Origin of the sequence: Sphingobacterium sp. SGG-5 (genome assembly GCF_011043525.1) — a bacterium.
Classification (GTDB): Bacteria; Bacteroidota; Bacteroidia; order Sphingobacteriales; family Sphingobacteriaceae; genus Sphingobacterium.
Genome location: NZ_JAAKGO010000003.1, coordinates 146306 through 163843, shown reverse-complemented (window position 1 = coordinate 163843; position 17538 = coordinate 146306). Strand labels below are relative to the sequence as shown.

The window sequence follows — 17538 nt, the reverse complement described above, 5'->3', positions numbered from 1 at the left end:
CTCCTAATTCAACCGTAAAGCCCTACCTGCGAGTTCTCGGGTATATTCTCCTTTGTCTATAGTAAGCTTACCATTGACCCATACATATACCATACCTTCGGCCAACTGCTCGGCATGGCCAAAAACGGCTTTATCTTCAATAGTTTTAGGATCAAACAAGACGATATCGGCATAGTACCCTTCCCGGATCACCCCCCGATCCTTGATATGCAATGTCTGAGCGGTAAGGCCAGACGATTTATGGATAGCCTGCGCTAACGAAAGTATATTTTTATCAATAGCATAGCGGCGAATTAATCTAGGAAACGTCCCAAATGCCCGAGGATGGCCACCACCACCATCAGAACCAACCATCACCCATGGCTGGCGCATAAAATTTACGAGATCTTCTTCCGTCATACTAAACGAATGTACAGACGGCAATTTAGTCTTAAGAATTTCAACGACGGCCACTTCTGGCGACATATTCCAAGCCTTAGCGACTTCATCTACCGATTTATTATCCAAAAACGGATCGGAAGGGATTGACAAAAACAGTTTATCTGCCGTTCCCGTACGGCCTTTAATCAGTTCACCGATCCCCTGAAGGATACTATCCCGGAGGGTCTCATCTTGAAAACGCTTCCGCATAGCCGATGTGCCACCGTCCCGTACCCAAGGTGGTACGATGGCCGCGCTAAGCCCCGTCCGAGATGCCACATAAGGGTACTGATTGGCCGAAGCCTTTATTCCTTTTCGTTGGGCTTCTTCCATCATGCGGATAATCTCCACGCTTTTGCCCCAAGAAGGGGTACCAGACACTTTGATATGGGAAATATGTACCGGTATATTGGCTTTCTCTCCGATCTCCAGCACCTCCTTAACAGAATTGATCACCCCCACACTCTGCGACCCTTCATCCCGTTGATGTGTATCGTAGATACCGCCATAGGCTGCCGCGACTTTTGACAGTTCGACGACTTCGTCCGTCGACGAGAAAAAACCAGGCGTATAAAACAGACCCGTCGAGAGGCCAAAGGCTCCCTCCTTCATCCCCTGTTCTACCAGTCCCTTCATTTGTTCGATCTGCTCATCCGACACTCCGATGTTACGATACCCAACTACTTTGGTACGTACCGTACCGTGTGGTACGAAAAGAGCCGCATTCACACCTATGCCGTCTCGCTGCCACTGATCCAGCGTCTCTCCGATCGGCAGCGGTCCAGAACCGTCGTTTCCCATAAATATGGTGGTCACGCCTTGTTTAAGTTCCCGCAACACTGCGCGTTTTTCTGCATCTTCACTCATCAGTCTCCCATTGTGGTGGGTATGCGGATCAATAAAACCCGGAGCCAGATATAAGCCTGTACCATCGATAGTACGCTTAGCTTTGAGGCCTTTTCTTTTACCCACAAATAAGATACGATCCTTGCGGATGCCCACATCCACCTGCACCGAATCGGCACCGGTACCATCAAATACCCAGGCATTTTTGATGAGAACATCCAGTTTACCTATACGTTGTGCCTTCAATATTACAACCGAAAAGATTGTCAAACACAGCACACCTAAAATTTTTCTCATTATTTATTCTTTACTATCCCTTCCCCAAATCTAATATCTCAAAATTTCACTACCATCACTTCTACAGACTCCACCAACCGCTTTGCAAACTCCGCTCTCCGTTCCTCTGTATTCCTGGAACCACTGTTCGATTCAATCTGAAACCCATATACTTTTGGATATTTGTCTGATGCCGCCAACTGAGTATTGTCGCCTCCTGTAAAATAAGCATCCCCTGCTGCCGGTACTGGGTCCTGTCTACTCGGCACCGAGGGGAATCCCTTCTCTTGCATCAATGTACCAAAAGCATGATCTCCGATCAATGCTCCTTGGATATCCACAGCCGGATTCATCTGCAACAAATTGGCATAGGATGACGCTGCACCTATTTTTGATAAATCCCACCCCTTGGAAAGATAATCCAATTGTGTCGTACTCAAATTGTACCCCAGTTCCAACCGCTGTTTCGTATGACCATGCGCATGCAAGTCAATAAAAAGCGTCTTACCATACTTCTCCGACGAATAACGCAACAGCGAATCGAGGTAATTATGATAGAAATACCAAGTTGGTTCCAATGTTTTATCCGTACAAAGTGCTTTATCCAAGGTCCGATTTTGATCGATCTTCTTACGGGACAAATGGCTGATGACCACAAACGGCGTTTTGTTCAGTTTTTGTTTAAACTCCTGCTGTATAGCTCTCGCCATTTCGATCGTCCAAGTATCCAATACCGTAGTACTTCCGGTACAGGTACGGTCCGGTATATGCTCCGGTTTGATACCCCCTCCATGGGGTACACTCAGCACCAACGGGTAATCACCGATTACAACCTCCGTCCAGCCTTCGGCGTCCTTAATGACTTTGCCCGCTGTCCAGCCGTAAAAATCATTTTTGTCCTTATCCCCTTGCTGTACTACCGGATCTTTAGAACAGGCTGTTCCAAAGAGCAGGAGAAAAAGCAAGCCGATTAACTTCGTATCCATCATATATGCTGTATAAACTCCCAATACGTCTTTGCAAAAACTGCTGCAAATTTCTGTCTATTGGCATCCGTATCCCGCATACCCTTGAAGTTAAACTCAATCTGCATACCGAAGACATCCGGGAAATCAGCTGCCGTAAACTTCCGTGTGATATGCCCTCCCGCAAAAAAAGCCTCTCCTTCTTGAGGATATGGATCTTGCAAAGATGGTGTCGCGCGCACGCCATTCTTTTCCAACAACGTCCCGAACGCGTACTCACCGAACAGCATGTCGTAAAAATCCCGTTTGCCGCCTTGCGTCAGGTAATTTTCCAGCGAAGAGGTCGGAGGCATCTTCACTGTATTCTTCCGGTTGTAGGCCAAGGTCAACTGTTTGGTCGTCAATCCATAGCCAAGCTCCAATCGCTGCACCTTGTGTCCATGACCATGCACATCAACAAAGAAAATCTTTCCATACTGCTTGGCATCAGCTATCACAGCCGTGACCGCACTATGATAGCTGTTCCAAGCCTTCGTACCGATAGGGTCATTACAAGTCGCCAGTTCGATCGCTCTATTTTGATCCACCTTACTCCGCGAAAGATTGGCTATCACGACATAAGGTCGTTTTTTATAGTGCGCATAGAAATATTCCTGCATCGCCAGAGCGAGCTCTTTGGTATTCATGTCGATACCTTTGACCACACGCCCCAGTTCTGGACAATCCCTATCCGGAATCTGCTCATCCTTAAACCGACCTCCGTGAGGTACACTCAGCACCAGAGGCATATCCCCTTTGATAACCTCCACCCAATGCTCGTTGTCCTCCAGAACATCCCCGGATTGGTACTTCCCTATCTCTTGGATCCCGACGACCTGAGCTGTCGCGATACTCCCTGTCAGAAAGAAAAAGAACAGGTAAAACGATAGTGCTATTTTTTTCATCTTCATATAAAAAGAGATATTACTCCTGTGTGATCTTGAAATCGATATCGATCATTCCCTTTGTTCCCGTTTTAAGGTTCACGACCAATCCCGCAGCGTAAAATTTCCGATCCTGGCTTCTGAATATAACCAGATCACCGATCTGTAAATCTACCAGACGACGTGCAGGGCCATTTCTCAGCAGTTTGTAATCAGGAAGATCCCGTACCGATTTTACCGTTTCAACATATAGTTTTTCGATATCGGCATTCTTTTTCAGCTTCTTAAAGATTTTCTTGTTGCGTTTATCGGCTTTTAGCGCAACCATCATTCCCCTATTTTTAACGTCCCAAGCTTCAGAGATCTTGGTTTTATAATTCGGGCCAAATAGTCTAACTGTACTACTATTGGGCGTCAACAAGTTTGCCTTGGTAGTCGTTCCGTAGGCATATAGTAAATCGATATCACCTTGGTGTTCAGCAGCCTCGGCTACTTTATATGTCTTCTGTGCTTTCAGATCGACAATAGAACCATACTCCGCCCCTTGATGATGCCCCCCTATAGCAAGTAGGAATCTCTTAACTTTGTTATTATTCTGTGCGGAAACCGCGCTTACTGAAAAAACGGCTAATAATGCAATACAAAAAAATCTGTTCATCATGATATATATTATTTAGTTTCTATTTTAAATCCTTTTTATTATGCGAATTTCCTTATTCCAGTTCTATGATTTTATACCGGTAGGTAATCGACTCCGCAAGCCTTTCCTTAACTTTTAACGCTACCAACAATTTTCTATCTAAACAATGGATAAAAATCACAGTTTTGTTAAACTTAGGACCTGTAGACACACTGGTCTCTCGCAAGCGCTGTACAGGAGTCACTCCAGCGGTTGCTGTTTGGAAATCATCCCACATTGTCTGATCCTCCTTAAGGTCATGATAAAGCTCCCACCAATGGGCAGGTGTCGTATCACCAAGGTATCCATATATTTCAGCAGCGTTACGATTCGGCCAGGTCGCCATTCGAGTGCCCCAAGAAGCATACCATGCTCCCGCTGTAGCATCACTGGTTGTAGGGAATAAATTGTTACCAGATGAACTTCCTCTGACGGATATAATATCAATATCCGCCACATTTGCTTCACCTTCTGCTTCCGTTGTATATACATTTCCGGTTTTAAAATCTACATAAGCAGCAGTACTGGAGCCGGCTCCAGTAGATGTAAACTCATGCAATACCGGAGGAACAAGTTCACCCTTATCGTATATATTCACCTTGGCCTGTGCTTTCAGAAAATCCGGACCACTATCTGTCACCCGTATCATACCGTAGATATTCCGATCTTCCGAGAAGTATAGAATCACATCTCCGGTCTGTATACCCTTGACACTGTTCGCCGGTCCATATAAATCCACGGCGTAGTCATCATACCCTTCTACCACTGCCTTGGATGTATTGAACAGCTCCTTGATCTGCGAATTCTTGTAGGTCCGGTTCCATTTCGTATCTGTTTCTGTAGAAGCTTTCAAGCGTATAAACTTCGTTTCGATCCGACGTGTCCAGTCTCCCTGTATCTCTATGACGTCTTCATTCAACATCGGAATATCTTGGCTCGGAGCTGACACCGTCATATCCTGTCCATCGTGGTAGAAGACCGCATCGATGACCGACTGGTTGTAATACCCTTCCGTCACTGTGTACCCCGTACCATCCGAAAGGTCAAGTAAGCTTTTTCCGGTCAGATCCTCCAGCATATCCATATCTATATCAAACGATGAATAGACCTCGGAGGGAGCGATGGGTTCCACCTGAACTTCTGCGCTCTTGTCAGCTTTAATTGCCAGCGAGATACTTCCCGCATTTCCCGTTGCCAAAGACTGTACTTTAGCAATGGCATAGACTTGCTTGCTGGTCTTAATCCCCAAGAGATCACCCACCTGTATATTTCGAAGCTGATTACCCTCGCCATGCAGCGTCGGATTATAGTCCGGCTGTGCCTCGACCAAAACCTTAAGCGACGCATAAGCGTTTTTGACATCTGCCATAGAATGTACATTGCTGTAGAAATCCGTCGGTACAGCCTCCTTGGCCAGACGAATAAAGGTCGTCTTATTCTTGATAAACCAATTCGCATTGACGTTCTGTCCGGAGCCCCATTCGTTTAGTCTGGCTATATTATCGGGAGAGACCAGATTGGCTCCCGATGAGGTACCCCAAAGGTAGATAAAGTCAATCTTCTCTGGATGTTTGGTTGCATCGGTATAATTGTAGATCTCACCAGACCCCAGATCCAGGTAGGTCATGGCCGCGTTCTGCCCGGGGTTGGTCAGAGTAATCTCATAAAGGGGCAGGTTGGAATTCGGATCAAACCCTGCTAAATCTTCCACGAAGAGTTTATCCTGACAGCTAAACACTATCAACAGCAGCAATCCTGTTAATATCCTATTGATGAATGCTTTCATAATTATTTCAAATTGCTTTTGATAAATAAATCCACTGTTTCTCGGCCATTACTCGATCCTAACGTTATATTATTCACGAGAATGACAGCATAGAGATCACGCCCGGGTTGGTTGGACTTGAAGAAAACAATACTCCCTGCATCCGTTCTTCGAACAGCAGCCCCCGGACCATGGTCATCGACATTATACCCTGTCCGATTCATTACGTCTACTTTCGCGCTTTCATAGGCTGCTATCAATTGATCTCGAGTTGTTAGGTTCATAACAGCTTGAATCTCGGCCTCTGACGCATTCTGGTAATGGATTAATTCTCCCTGGTTTCGCTCTGCGGTACTCCAATTATCCCTAATCCTATTCGTTGTCCCAACCCCTCCCACGTCAATAGCGGTATTGTGCAACGATAGAAACCGGAGATATTGTCCAGAACCTGACCAAAGACTGATGAAATCGATATTATTTCTCATATCTGGCGTAAGATCAGTCTCCTTATATCTCGCAATGGAAGCCAAATCAACCAAACATGTCCCCGTATACCATCCTCCTATTGTCAAGGCTCCCGAATTGACTATCTCTGTGGGATCAAACTGTCCAGTCTTAGCCTCCATCGTCAACGAACCGGCCGAACCAGAATCCACAGCCTTGACTTTAAAGAGCGTCACAATGCTCCGTTCTGTGGAATAGTACACAATGAGATCTCCTGCACCAATCCCCTGAATACGAGCAGAAGGACCGTCTTTTGTACTGCTATATCCCGGCCGGCTGCTAAGCGTAGCCGCATAATAACCGTACGCCGTTAATAGGTCCGAAACAGACGTCGCGTTTTCAAACAAAGCCAACTCATCGGGATTAGGATTTGGCAAACGCATCAATACCCCGTCATTACGGTGGGTCCAGGTTCTCGGGTCACGGACGTTCCAAAGATCAAACCTTGTATAAGAAGGTAGCAGCAGATTCGCCCCTGTACTTGCACCATGCAAATGCACAATGTCGATATTCTCGGGGCCTGCTTCAGCACCGTCTGCCGTATACACATAGTAATTACTTAGGTCCGCAAAGTATCCGATATTCTGGTTACTGTAGGATCCGATAACAAAGTCTTTGAATACGGTAATATCGTTGACAGTCTCCAGCTGCGAAGGATCAGGTATGGTCAAAAGGTACACAAACCGGGAGCCGATCTTGTGATACCGGTCCATTACCTTGACATCGTCCGTCGGCAACAGCTCCAGCACGATGGTCGGGCTTCCGCTACCATCCGGCAATATCTCAATCTCAATCTGTCCAAAACTGCTATTCGCCGGAATAGTATACTCATCGCCATGTAGCAATCGATAATCCCGTCCTTCGACGGCGGTAGTTTCATCAGCCACTACACGAAACTTAAACTTCCTATCGTGGTCGACCTGCTTACCGGTCATATTGACCTGAAAAATCAAGTTGCCGTCTGCGGCCGGCACCGGCCCCAAGATGGGATACGTCCGACCCGATGCATTGCCATTGAGGACAGCATCGTTAAATTCTAAACGGTTTTCTTCAAAAAGATAACGCTCCTCAAAATCCTTAAAACAACCTGTCAAAAGGAATAAGACACTGTATGCTAAATAAAATAATTTTCTCATGGTTATTCCTGTTTAATATCCGTAATTCTGTCTCATCTTGTTGAATGAATTGATATCCCGCCAAGGGACTTGGCCTAACACCCTATAGTCCGAATATTTGAATACGGTGCCGTTGGCTTTGGGTATATCCATACCCAATCGCTTGTAATCAAAGAAATTGTGTCCCTCAAAACAGAGCTCCAACCGCCGCTGCTTCAGAATTTCGTCCAGCAATACATCCCCTCCCAAGGAAACAGTCGGCAAGCCTGCCCGGTTACGGATACGGTTCAGGTCCGCTAATGCGGCTCCTTCCTGCCCATCGATATGCGCATAAGCCTCAGCCCGATTGAGGTACATCTCCGATACCCGGATCACGGGTACATTATCCAGATTGGGTGCTCCGCCACGACTGAAAAACTTGGTTGTTTGGTTTTCATCGGAAGCCGCTCCCAAGCCTTTCCATATCAACTCTTTGCGCACATCTGCATCTTCAAACATTGCATATAGTGCTGGCGATACCTGTCCGGGCGCACTTCCATTAGCTTCCGTAGCCTCTGCATTTACCCGATTGGTAAAATCGGATCGTATCGCCAAATCGACGCCTAAGTTTTGGTCGACCTTAAACTCCACTTCAAAGATGGACTCGGGATGTGTGGCAGCACGCCAGTCGGCCACGTAGCTGTCCTTCGTCGAAAACCGTCCTACACCGGACTGCAGTGCAATGGTAGACCATTTGATCACATTTTCATAATCTGCATTATACAAGGCTACCCGAGAAAACAATGCGGCTACGGCAGCCGACGTCGCAAAAAACGGCGCCTGATTAGTCGGCTGATCCTTCAAGAGCTCATACGCTTCTCCCAGTTCCTTATACAGATGGGCATACATCTCTTCCGGCGTAGCCCGAGGTAGGTTTTCATTATTTTGGAAGTTATAGACTGCTTTCAACCGCAAAGGTGCTGTTCCTCTATCGGTCGATCTTTTCACCTTCGGCTCATAGCCGTATACGCGAGCCAGATTGTGGTAATATAGGCTCCGCAAAAAGAGCAATTCACCTTTTACCCTATCCCGCCGGTCAGAATCCCCTTGAAAATTACCCAACTGATCCATAATAATATTGATCTGCGCAATAGCTTGGTAGCTGGTCAACCAAGGGATCATATGTGCACCACGCGCATTGCTAGACAAAGTTTGCAAGGAAATTGTGCGACTGGGCTGCAGCACATTATTGCCCAAAAATTCGGGATAGCTGATCAACTGCCGCCCATATAATCTATAATTCTGCAGGTAGGAATACGCACCTACCGTAGCCGCTTCAAAATCTTCGGCCTTCACTAAGCTTTGCTCTGAATCTATCGAATCTGTGGGTTTAACATTCAGGATGTCCGCACAGGAAAAAAACGACAGTGTCACTGCCACGGCGATATATTTATATATTCTTGTTCTCATGTTGTCTATATTTTATTAAAACCCTGCTGTAATACCTACCGTAAATGTTTTGGATTGTGGAATCTGTCCAATGTTGGACGTAAAGTTGGATTCATCGATATAAAACTCCGGATCGTACCCTCTCCACTTGGTCCAGGTCATCAAATTCAAGGCATGCACATACATTTCCAATGATCGCAATTTGGACTTGCCCAATACTTTTGCCGGAACTTTATAATTCAGGGCAATCTGCTTTAGGCGGATATAAGATGCATCTTCCAAAAACCGGTTGGAGGCTAATAGATCGCTTGCTGCCCTATCCTCTGTATTACCATTGATCGGTCTCGGCTGCGCCGTGATCTGCCCCGGATACTGCCAACGCAGATCGTAGGCCCGAAGGGCGGAGTTCGCCGCGACACCACCATTTCTGACCATGAGCCGATTGGTGGAGTTGTACAGCACCCGTCCCATATCGTATTGGAAAAAGATATCGAGCACGAAGTTCTTGTACGTAAACTTATTGGAAAACCCACCGTAATAATCCGACAAACGGTTTCCTCTACCGTGAGGCGCATACGAATTCACCCCCTGTGCTAACGGAGCATAGGTCAGCCGGTCTTCACCATACCACCACATCGGTTTGCCCGTTGCGGCATTGACCCCCGCATACTGGTTGGTCCAATAGGTATACATCGGCCATCCCACACGTATTCCCGCATTGCCCGGTAATATCTCAACATCGGTCTCTTCGACCTCTACGTTATCCTCGTCTGTCGAGCCATCCTCGGTGATACCCCGGTACAGTTTAGTCACTTTATTTTTTATGAACGTAATATTAAAGCTGGACGTCCATCTGAAATCTTTATTCTTAATGATATCCGAGTTCAGCTCAATCTCCAAGCCTTTGTTGATGACCTCACCGGTATTCCGGTACACACTGGCAAACCCGGTTGTGTAAGGCAGCGGGGTATTGAGCAATAAATCGGCACTACGGCGGTGAAACACCTCTACCGTACCGTAAAGTCGTCTGCGGAACATCGAAAAATCCAATCCCAAGTTGCTCGTGATATTCCGTTCCCAGCGCAGATCGGCATTACCGATTTGCTTGGTCTTTGTACCTGGACGTCCGCCATACGAACCCGTACCATCCCACAAGGACAGGGATGCAAAATTACGGATCTGGCTATTACCGGTCTCGCCGTAGCTGGCCCGCAGTTTCAACTGCTGCAACCACAAGGCCCGTCGTACAAACGGTTCCCGAGCCATATCCCAGCCCGCCGAAAACGCCGGGAACAAACCAAATAAATTGTCTGCACCAAACTTCGATGATCCGTCATAACGCAATACTGCACCAACCATATACCGCTTCTTAAAGTTGTAATTTGCTTGCGTAAAGAAACCTAATCTCCGATCTCCCGTCAAAAGCTCATCCGCACCCAAAATAGTCGATGCGGCACTCAGCATCCGGAATTGATACGATGGGAAGCCTTCGGAAGTAGCCGACACCCGATACTGGTTATAATCCCGAAATTCTGCACCCAACAATGCATTGATATTATGTTTGTTTTCCAAAGATTTATTATAGATCAATGTATGTGACGTGGTAAACGTTGTAGACGGCTGTACGCGGAAAGATTTATATCCTTGTCGAGCATTGGCCTCCTGTGTACGTGGGTCTATATAAAACTCTGTACGGTATATTCTATAGTTTAATCCAAAACGAGATTGGAATTTGAAAGCCTTGGAAATATCCCAGGTCACCTGCATATTACCAAGCATATTGGCTGTCCGAGCCTGCTGCTTGTTGACATCGGTTGTCTGCAGGGCATTATATGGAAAAGCCCCCGGAAACCGGCTTAAAGGTGCATTAAAAGATCCGTCCTCATTGTAAATGGGAAGGAACGGCAACATAAAAGGACTCGTGTATTGTGGTGAGGAAAAATAAGAATAGGAGCCCCATGAACGGTAACTTCCGTCCTGGATGATATTGCTCAGATTGACACTTCCCATAATATTAACTTTATTTCCTATCCCGTGATTAATCCGCATATACAATGAACCACGGTCAAAATTATTACCGTATACATTCCCTTCGGTTTTATTGTAAGACCCCGATATACGGAAAGTGGTCTTATTGGTTCCTCCCGACATGGCCGCTTGGGCAATATGGGTCTGCCCTGTCCGAAATGCTTCGGATTGCCAATCGTAAGACGGCAGTGCGGCAATCTCCGCATCGGTCATGGTAATGGGCAGCTGATTTTCTTTCAACAACTCGGTACGTACTTTTTCGGGAGACCACGTCGGGTTCCAGTTAGCCAAGGCTTCTGACCGAACCCGCAGATACTGCTGTGTATTCATGACTTCCAATAACTGTATCGGTGTGACCATTCCTGAACTGACTTTTGCCGTAAATTTAGTACTGCCTGCTTCTCCGCTCTTGGTGGTGATCAACACAACGCCATTGGCTGCCTGCGCCCCATAAATAGAAGCTGCTGCAGCATCTTTCAGTACTTCGATGGATTTGATATCTTCGGGGTTGAGAAAGGCCAACGGATTACTCGCGGTAATATTACTGGCTGCGTCTTCAGCGTTGATCTCTACGCCGTCTACAATATATAGAGGCTGCGTACCGGCACTGATCGAACCCTGACCGCGGATTTCAATATGAACGGGACCTCCCGGCACGCCGGAAACGCCCTGTACCAATACCCCTGCCATCCGGCCTTGCATGGCTTGATCAAAGGATTGTATAGGCATATTTTCAAAATCCTCCGCTTTCAAGGAAGACATCGAACCGGTAATTGTTCTTTTTTCCTGCTCCTGATAGCCTGTCACCACGACATCGTCCAAATCGACAATATCCTCGTGCAATGTCACATTTATGGCAGCAGACATGGAGGCTATCATGACTTCGTGAGACTTGTAACCTACAGAGCTAAACACCAAGATATCCCCTACCTTAGCAGGTACCGAAAAAGTACCGTCATTTTTTGTGAACACCCGCTGGCTAGTTCCCTTTAAGGTCACTGTTACTCCTTCTCCAGCTACCGTTTTTCCATTCAACTGCAGCAAAACTTTCCCATTTACAGTTGCTTGCACGGTGCGAGCGGGTCGGGCAGCCACTGGTTTGGCGGGTTTGGCTTTTTCCGGACGTGGACTGATAACAATATTGCGATCAACAATCTTATAATCCAACGGCTGATCCTTAAAATAAGCACCTAACGCCGTTTCCAATCCGACTTTATCGAGAGACAGATCCGTCTTCTTGGCCGATCTCAAGTCATCGTTGGTGTAAATAAACCGGTACCTACTCTTCTGTGTAATCAGATCCATAAAGGTTTTGAGGGTCACCTGCTTCTGTTTGATCGTGATGATCTGAGCTGGTATAGACGACGTCATCGCCATATGGACAAGCACAAACAAAATGATGAATTTATTCATAAATCAGTAAATAGTTATTAATGGATATTTAAACAATAAATCAGTTATTCTTCTCATTTTCTTCCTCGTGGCGCCGTACGACAACTTTATCTCCAGCAACCTCAAATCGCACTCTATTGGTCATTTCGAGCTTATTCAGTACTTTTTTCCAATCGTCATCCCGTACAATTTCCCCGTTAAACAACTCTTCGGGCATCGGGCCATCAAAGACGAAATGAATGGGGTACATCTGCTCTAAATCTTTAGTTAGTTCTACAATTGGCATGGCTTCAAAGGTATAGACACCTGTTCGCCAAAGACCGATACGCGCGATATCTCTAGTACGTTGCACCACCGAACCGTCCGATTTGTTATATGTCACTTCGTATCCTGGTGTCAAGGTTTTTGCATAACCAAGTTCCTTAATCTTGACCTCGACCTTACCGGTCGCCAGCCCCAAGCTGAATTTGGAACGGGAATCGTAACCATTGACATTGAACGAAGTACCTAATACTTTAACCTCGTTTCCATTGTTCTCCACGATAAAGGGCTTGGTCTTGTCTTTAGAAACAATAAAAAAGGCTTCACCGTTTAAGCTGACACGCCGTTCATCCTCATGTTCAAAATTCCGCTGAAACGAAATCTGTGAACTTGAATTCAGATAAACCGTACTACCATCTTGCAACTTAAACGCTATAGTCTTACCGATAGGCGTCCGGATTGTAATGGGTTCATCCTTTACACGGGCAACTAAGGCCTGCATGGTACCTTCCTTCATAAGGGAAGTGACTTCATAAACGCTATCGGCGTGTACTGTTAAGTCTTCACGAACAGCTCCCGTGCGGAGCGTGATCAGATCCGACTCGCCCTCGGCCGGCGTTATACTATCATCCGTTTGCTCTGAAACCAAAGGGGCGAATATGAAATATAAAGCAATAGAAGCGGCGGCGACCACACTTCCATACGACAATCTCCGCACGATCTTTCTTATCCGTGTGGCTTTGGTTATTTTTCGATAGTGGGCCCCTGCATCCTTCGTCAGCATCTCTTTCATCTTGCGGGGATAGTCCTCAGACAATAGTTTATTGTACAATTCCAAGTTCTTCGCATCCTGACTCAGCCATTCATTTAATAGCGTCTGTTCAGCGTCTGTCAACCCCTCCTTTTTAGCCTTCCGTATTAAAAATACGAGCTGATATATAGTGGGCGACTGCGGTATATTTTTCTTCATTCAGGAGTTTTACGTCAAAAGGTTTATTTCGATTAATCCTAATGGTAAAACGACACCGATTTAGAAAAGTACTTTAAAAAAATAAAAAACTTAATATTTTTTTGAGGAGTGCGGTTTTTAGACTTGCAACGGCATTTCGCTTGTAGTTTTTAATGGTTTGCAGGGACAGCTGCAGCTCATCTGCTATTTCTTGGTTACTAAACCCTTCGAAATAACTCAGCTCAATGATTCGTTTACTATAGGTAGGTAGCGACTGGATTTCGCGGTAAGTTTCTGCCAAGGTTTCGTTTTCCACGATCTGATTAAAAAGATTATCTTGCTCCAGTTCTTCGGAATAGAACTGGTTCCGGCTTGTCATACGACTATCTGCCTTGAGTGTATCCAGACATTTATTTTTCACGCTTTTATACAGGTAGAAGACAAACTCATCATGACTGTTAAAGGTCAGCTTTTTCTGATACATGTTTGAAAAAACCGACGAGACAATATCTTCATCATTGAAGTTGCCTACGTATTTTTGAGCAAAAACACATAAGGGGGCAAAATATCCGACAAACAGCTTTTTAAACATTCGTTCATCCGATAAATCAACTTTCGAGCTTAAAGGCTTTTCTAACCGGTCCACTATCATTACACAAATCTCTCGCCACAATTTTAAGAAAGAAATCTTAGATATGGAAACATTATTGCAATCCGCTTTTCCGCTTGGGATTTGAATATATCATGAACCTCACAAATAAGCGGCACGATGAACACCTCAAAGCGGGATCAAAAAATACGAAAAGGTTCGTTTTTGGGCCAGATTTCGGGGACCCCAAAAAACTTTTTGGCACAAAAACGAACCTTTTTCAGCGAAAAAATGAGATTTTTCACGTTAAAAAGCACGGCTTGAGACATCCTTAAGGCAGTTTTTTAACTGAACATGCGCTGATTTTTTCAAAAAGTAATGTATACATGTTTTTACAAAACACCTATGTGTTTTGTAAAAATACATAGGTGTTTTATCAGAGATATAAGTGTTCTGTTAGAACATGTAAGTATCCTATTAAAATGTATATGTATCCTGTCATTTCCTCTATGCATTCCGTCAGGACACATAGACAATTTGATGTAATACCTATATAAGCTATCCGGATATATAGGTGAAAAGACAGCTCACTTATGTTGTGGGGGAGAATATATAGGTGTTTGACCTGGATATATAGGTCTATTGTCCGAACATCTATGTAAAAAGACAGAAAACCTATAGGATGGAGCAAAACATATATGTAGCGGAAGGAAACACGTGGATGTTTTGGTACTATACCTCGCTGTTCTGTCGTAAAACTGAGCGATATTATTGTAGATCCTGACTGTTAAATGTATCGCCGGCACCGATATCACCGGTTTCATAACCCTTTTTAAACCAATATGCCCGCTGCTCGGACGTGCCGTGTGTAAACGATTCGGGATTAGCATGGCCTTGGGCCTGCTCTTGTATATGATCGTCTCCTACGGCCGCTGCGGCGCGCATACCGTCCATAATATCGTCATAGGTCAGCTCAATATCCGTCATTTTGTTGACATAATGTGCCCACACACCTGCGTAAAAATCGGCTTGCAGCTCGGTCATCACCGATATCTTGTTATATTCTCTTTCGCTCAATTCCGACCGCATCGCATTGGTTTTTTGTAACACGCCCAATACCTGTTGAATATGATGCCCTACTTCATGTGCGATGACATAAGCCAAGGCAAATTCTCCCTTAGCACCAAAACGCTGAGACAACTCCCGGTTAAAGCCAAGATCTAAATACACCTTTTGATCAACCGGGCAATAAAAAGGACCAAAAGCAGATTGCCCGTAACCACAGCCCCCTGTCTCCGTACCCTGTGTATATACGACCAACGACGGCTTGGGATAGGTCTGACCGGACTGCTTAAATAGTGCTGTCCAGACATCATCTGTACTGACTAAGACCACATCCGCAAAATCAAGCAGTCTATCTTCTTCTGGCGTAGATTGATACTCCTGTACCGTACCCGTCCCACCTGCCTGCTGCATCTGTTCCAGCAATTGTGTGGGATCGCCACCCATAAACAGACTGATCACCAATACAATTATACCACCTATTCCGCCTAAGGCGACTTTGCCTCCGGTAGACATGCCTCTTCTATCTTCGATATTGCCGCCGCGGCGGCCTCCTTGCCATTTCATAGGCTACATGATTTAAGTTTGACTATTTTTATCACTCAAGTATACAAATTCTTTGCCATTTATATAGGGACTTTTTTTAGTATCTTCGCGACCATGAATACCGAACAACTAATAAAGGAACGTGCCAATCACGCCTGTGAGTTATGTCACAGCACGGTAGCATTGTCTGTATATGAAGTACCGCCTGTTGATATTCCCGATACCGACACCTGTATTTTAGTTTGCGAAGTCTGTAAGTCTCAGCTCGAGAAAAAAGAACAGCTAAATCCAGATCATTGGCGGGTATTATCTGACAGCATGTGGTCCGAGTATCCCGCCGTACAAGTTGTGGCCTGGCGTATGCTTAGCCGTCTCCGCCATGAAAGCTGGGCTTCAGATCTTTTGGAAATTCTTTACTTGGATGACCATCACCTCGAGTGGGCCAAAAAGACAGGCGATCATGAGCAAGACGGGGCAGTATCGTTTCATCAGGATTCCAACGGCGTTCGCCTGCACGACGGAGACACAGTCGTATTGATAAAAACATTAGATGTCAAAGGTTCATCATTGAGCGCCAAACTAGGGACAGTAGTCAAAAACATCAAGTTGGTACAAGACAACGTTGAACAAATAGAAGGGAAAATAGCGGGACAAACGATCGTCATCCTGACCAAGTATCTGCGGAAAGGGTAAAGCGCTAAAGCGCCGGTGTTGAACTTAATATCGGATAGGGTAATCTTCCATAAATTCGAACGTATAGTTCTGCTTTTGCAAACTATCGATGAGCTGAACCAATAGCTGCTTTCCTTTTTGCGTCTGAAACATGTCATCGTGCATAAGCAACACCACATTATTGGGCTTCATCGATGATTTGTTGTTCATATAGTTCCGAATGCGGTTAAACACCTCATTCAACGGTTGCACCGGCACTCCTGTCGTACGTTGTATGCGCCATTCTACATCCCATCCGAATATTCTATAGCCATGTGTATGCAGCAGATCGGCTGTTCCGGAACTATTTTGTAAATCGATTCGCCGCACATCATCGTATACCCAAATATTACGGCCTGGAAGGCGAACTACCTTCTGGCGCAGCTCAAGTTCAGTTTCATTTTTCTCGAAATCGGCAAATGCGGCCGCAGGATTGTTGTAAAAGGTATTGAATTTATTGCCTGCATGTGTAAAACTGTGGTTATAGCAAGCGACATACGGATTTGTCTTATAACGTTCTATATCCTTTTTCCGGCTTTTGCTCATCTGCGCATGACGGCCAACCAAAAATGCACTGATTTTGACACTTTTCGCACGGGCAATGGAGTCAATAGCGGCACTTCCCACCAATGGACCATCGTCAAACGTTAAGAAAACATGCTTGGGATAGGTATCAAATGCTTGACGCAACGAATCTTTCAGTATGCGTTTTTGTATGTTTATTGCTACCGGATGAAGTGAGTCAGTAGGAAAAACGAGTAAATTACGTTGCAAGGAATCCCAACGCTGTGATAATCCAGAAGCATTTTTCGCTACAACAGGTATCGTATCCATAGATAAAGTAGTTGTCGAATCCAACTTTTCAATATGAAGCGTCGAACTCGAACTATACTGACAGGAATACAGGAAAAAAATAGCAGAAAAAAAAAGCAGCAGCCCTTTCGGCCTAAATAGCTTGAGATACATTGTAACACATTATTCGTGTTGCAAAGGTAGTTAATATATCATCTTCTTTTCAGAAAAAACAAACATTGGCATGCTAATTATGTTATCTTACTGATAAAATACTTCAATCAAAA

The 17538-nt window shown here is 45.2% G+C and carries 13 protein-coding genes; 1 reads left to right on the top strand and 12 read right to left on the bottom strand.

Annotation, left to right across the window (positions count from 1 at the left end; all coding sequences use genetic code 11):
* Nucleotides 1–3: 3 nt before the first annotated feature.
* From G5B30_RS05185 to G5B30_RS05135, 11 genes are all read right to left on the bottom strand, one after another.
* Entirely contained in the window at nt 4–1563 is a 1560-nt protein-coding gene (locus G5B30_RS05185; protein ID WP_165318912.1) for an N-acyl-D-amino-acid deacylase family protein, read from the bottom strand.
* Between the two features lie 38 nt (nt 1564–1601).
* Nucleotides 1602–2531 carry a hypothetical protein gene (locus G5B30_RS05180; protein WP_165318911.1) on the bottom strand — a complete coding sequence of 310 codons (930 nt, stop codon included), beginning with the start codon at nt 2529–2531 and terminating at the stop codon, nt 1602–1604.
* On the bottom strand, nt 2528–3451 hold the full coding sequence (locus G5B30_RS05175) for an N-formylglutamate amidohydrolase (protein WP_206367021.1): 924 nt from the start codon (nt 3449–3451) through the stop codon (nt 2528–2530). Before G5B30_RS05175 ends, G5B30_RS05180 begins: the two co-directional genes overlap by 4 nt.
* Before the next feature lie 19 nt (nt 3452–3470).
* Entirely contained in the window at nt 3471–4091 is a 621-nt protein-coding gene (locus tag G5B30_RS05170; protein WP_165318909.1) for a hypothetical protein, read from the bottom strand.
* A 52-nt stretch (nt 4092–4143) separates the two neighbouring features.
* A complete protein-coding gene (locus tag G5B30_RS05165; RefSeq protein ID WP_165318908.1) occupies nt 4144–5895 on the bottom strand; it encodes a hypothetical protein in 1752 nt (583 codons plus the stop codon).
* A gap of 2 nt (nt 5896–5897) precedes the next feature.
* The gene (locus G5B30_RS05160) at nt 5898–7514 is read right to left on the bottom strand and encodes a DUF4843 domain-containing protein (RefSeq protein ID WP_165318907.1); all 1617 of its coding nucleotides are present in this window, start codon (nt 7512–7514) and stop codon (nt 5898–5900) included.
* A 12-nt stretch (nt 7515–7526) separates the two neighbouring features.
* Nucleotides 7527–8942 (bottom strand): RagB/SusD family nutrient uptake outer membrane protein, encoded by a 1416-nt coding sequence (locus G5B30_RS05155; protein WP_165318906.1) that lies wholly within the window; start codon nt 8940–8942, stop codon nt 7527–7529.
* Between the two features lie 15 nt (nt 8943–8957).
* Entirely contained in the window at nt 8958–12362 is a 3405-nt protein-coding gene (locus tag G5B30_RS05150; RefSeq protein ID WP_165318905.1) for a SusC/RagA family TonB-linked outer membrane protein, read from the bottom strand.
* A 40-nt stretch (nt 12363–12402) separates the two neighbouring features.
* A complete protein-coding gene (locus G5B30_RS05145; protein WP_165318904.1) occupies nt 12403–13572 on the bottom strand; it encodes a FecR family protein in 1170 nt (389 codons plus the stop codon).
* Nucleotides 13573–13645: 73 nt separating this feature from the next.
* Nucleotides 13646–14203 carry an RNA polymerase sigma factor gene (locus tag G5B30_RS05140; protein ID WP_165318903.1) on the bottom strand — a complete coding sequence of 186 codons (558 nt, stop codon included), beginning with the start codon at nt 14201–14203 and terminating at the stop codon, nt 13646–13648.
* A gap of 705 nt (nt 14204–14908) precedes the next feature.
* On the bottom strand, nt 14909–15769 hold the full coding sequence (locus G5B30_RS05135; protein WP_165318902.1) for a neutral zinc metallopeptidase: 861 nt from the start codon (nt 15767–15769) through the stop codon (nt 14909–14911).
* Nucleotides 15770–15862: 93 nt separating this feature from the next.
* Between G5B30_RS05135 and G5B30_RS05130 the strand changes: the two genes are divergently transcribed.
* Entirely contained in the window at nt 15863–16441 is a 579-nt protein-coding gene (locus G5B30_RS05130) for a PhnA domain-containing protein (RefSeq protein WP_165318901.1), read from the top strand.
* 24 nt (nt 16442–16465) lie between these two features.
* Here the strand turns inward: G5B30_RS05130 and G5B30_RS05125 are convergent, their stop codons facing one another.
* Nucleotides 16466–17425 carry a polysaccharide deacetylase family protein gene (locus G5B30_RS05125; protein WP_240903103.1) on the bottom strand — a complete coding sequence of 320 codons (960 nt, stop codon included), beginning with the start codon at nt 17423–17425 and terminating at the stop codon, nt 16466–16468.
* Between the last annotated feature and the right edge of the window lie 113 nt (nt 17426–17538).

Coding starts and splice junctions, on each gene's coding strand:
- G5B30_RS05185 (WP_165318912.1), bottom strand. CDS start 1,563: ATGAGAAAAATTTTAGGTGTGCTGTGTTTGACAATCTTTTCGGTTGTA.
- G5B30_RS05180 (WP_165318911.1), bottom strand. CDS start 2,531: ATGATGGATACGAAGTTAATCGGCTTGCTTTTTCTCCTGCTCTTTGGA.
- G5B30_RS05175 (WP_206367021.1), bottom strand. CDS start 3,451: ATGAAAAAAATAGCACTATCGTTTTACCTGTTCTTTTTCTTTCTGACA.
- G5B30_RS05170 (WP_165318909.1), bottom strand. CDS start 4,091: ATGATGAACAGATTTTTTTGTATTGCATTATTAGCCGTTTTTTCAGTA.
- G5B30_RS05165 (WP_165318908.1), bottom strand. CDS start 5,895: ATGAAAGCATTCATCAATAGGATATTAACAGGATTGCTGCTGTTGATA.
- G5B30_RS05160 (WP_165318907.1), bottom strand. CDS start 7,514: ATGAGAAAATTATTTTATTTAGCATACAGTGTCTTATTCCTTTTGACA.
- G5B30_RS05155 (WP_165318906.1), bottom strand. CDS start 8,942: ATGAGAACAAGAATATATAAATATATCGCCGTGGCAGTGACACTGTCG.
- G5B30_RS05150 (WP_165318905.1), bottom strand. CDS start 12,362: ATGAATAAATTCATCATTTTGTTTGTGCTTGTCCATATGGCGATGACG.
- G5B30_RS05145 (WP_165318904.1), bottom strand. CDS start 13,572: ATGAAGAAAAATATACCGCAGTCGCCCACTATATATCAGCTCGTATTT.
- G5B30_RS05140 (WP_165318903.1), bottom strand. CDS start 14,203: ATGATAGTGGACCGGTTAGAAAAGCCTTTAAGCTCGAAAGTTGATTTA.
- G5B30_RS05135 (WP_165318902.1), bottom strand. CDS start 15,769: ATGAAATGGCAAGGAGGCCGCCGCGGCGGCAATATCGAAGATAGAAGA.
- G5B30_RS05130 (WP_165318901.1), top strand. CDS start 15,863: ATGAATACCGAACAACTAATAAAGGAACGTGCCAATCACGCCTGTGAG.
- G5B30_RS05125 (WP_240903103.1), bottom strand. CDS start 17,425: ATGTATCTCAAGCTATTTAGGCCGAAAGGGCTGCTGCTTTTTTTTTCT.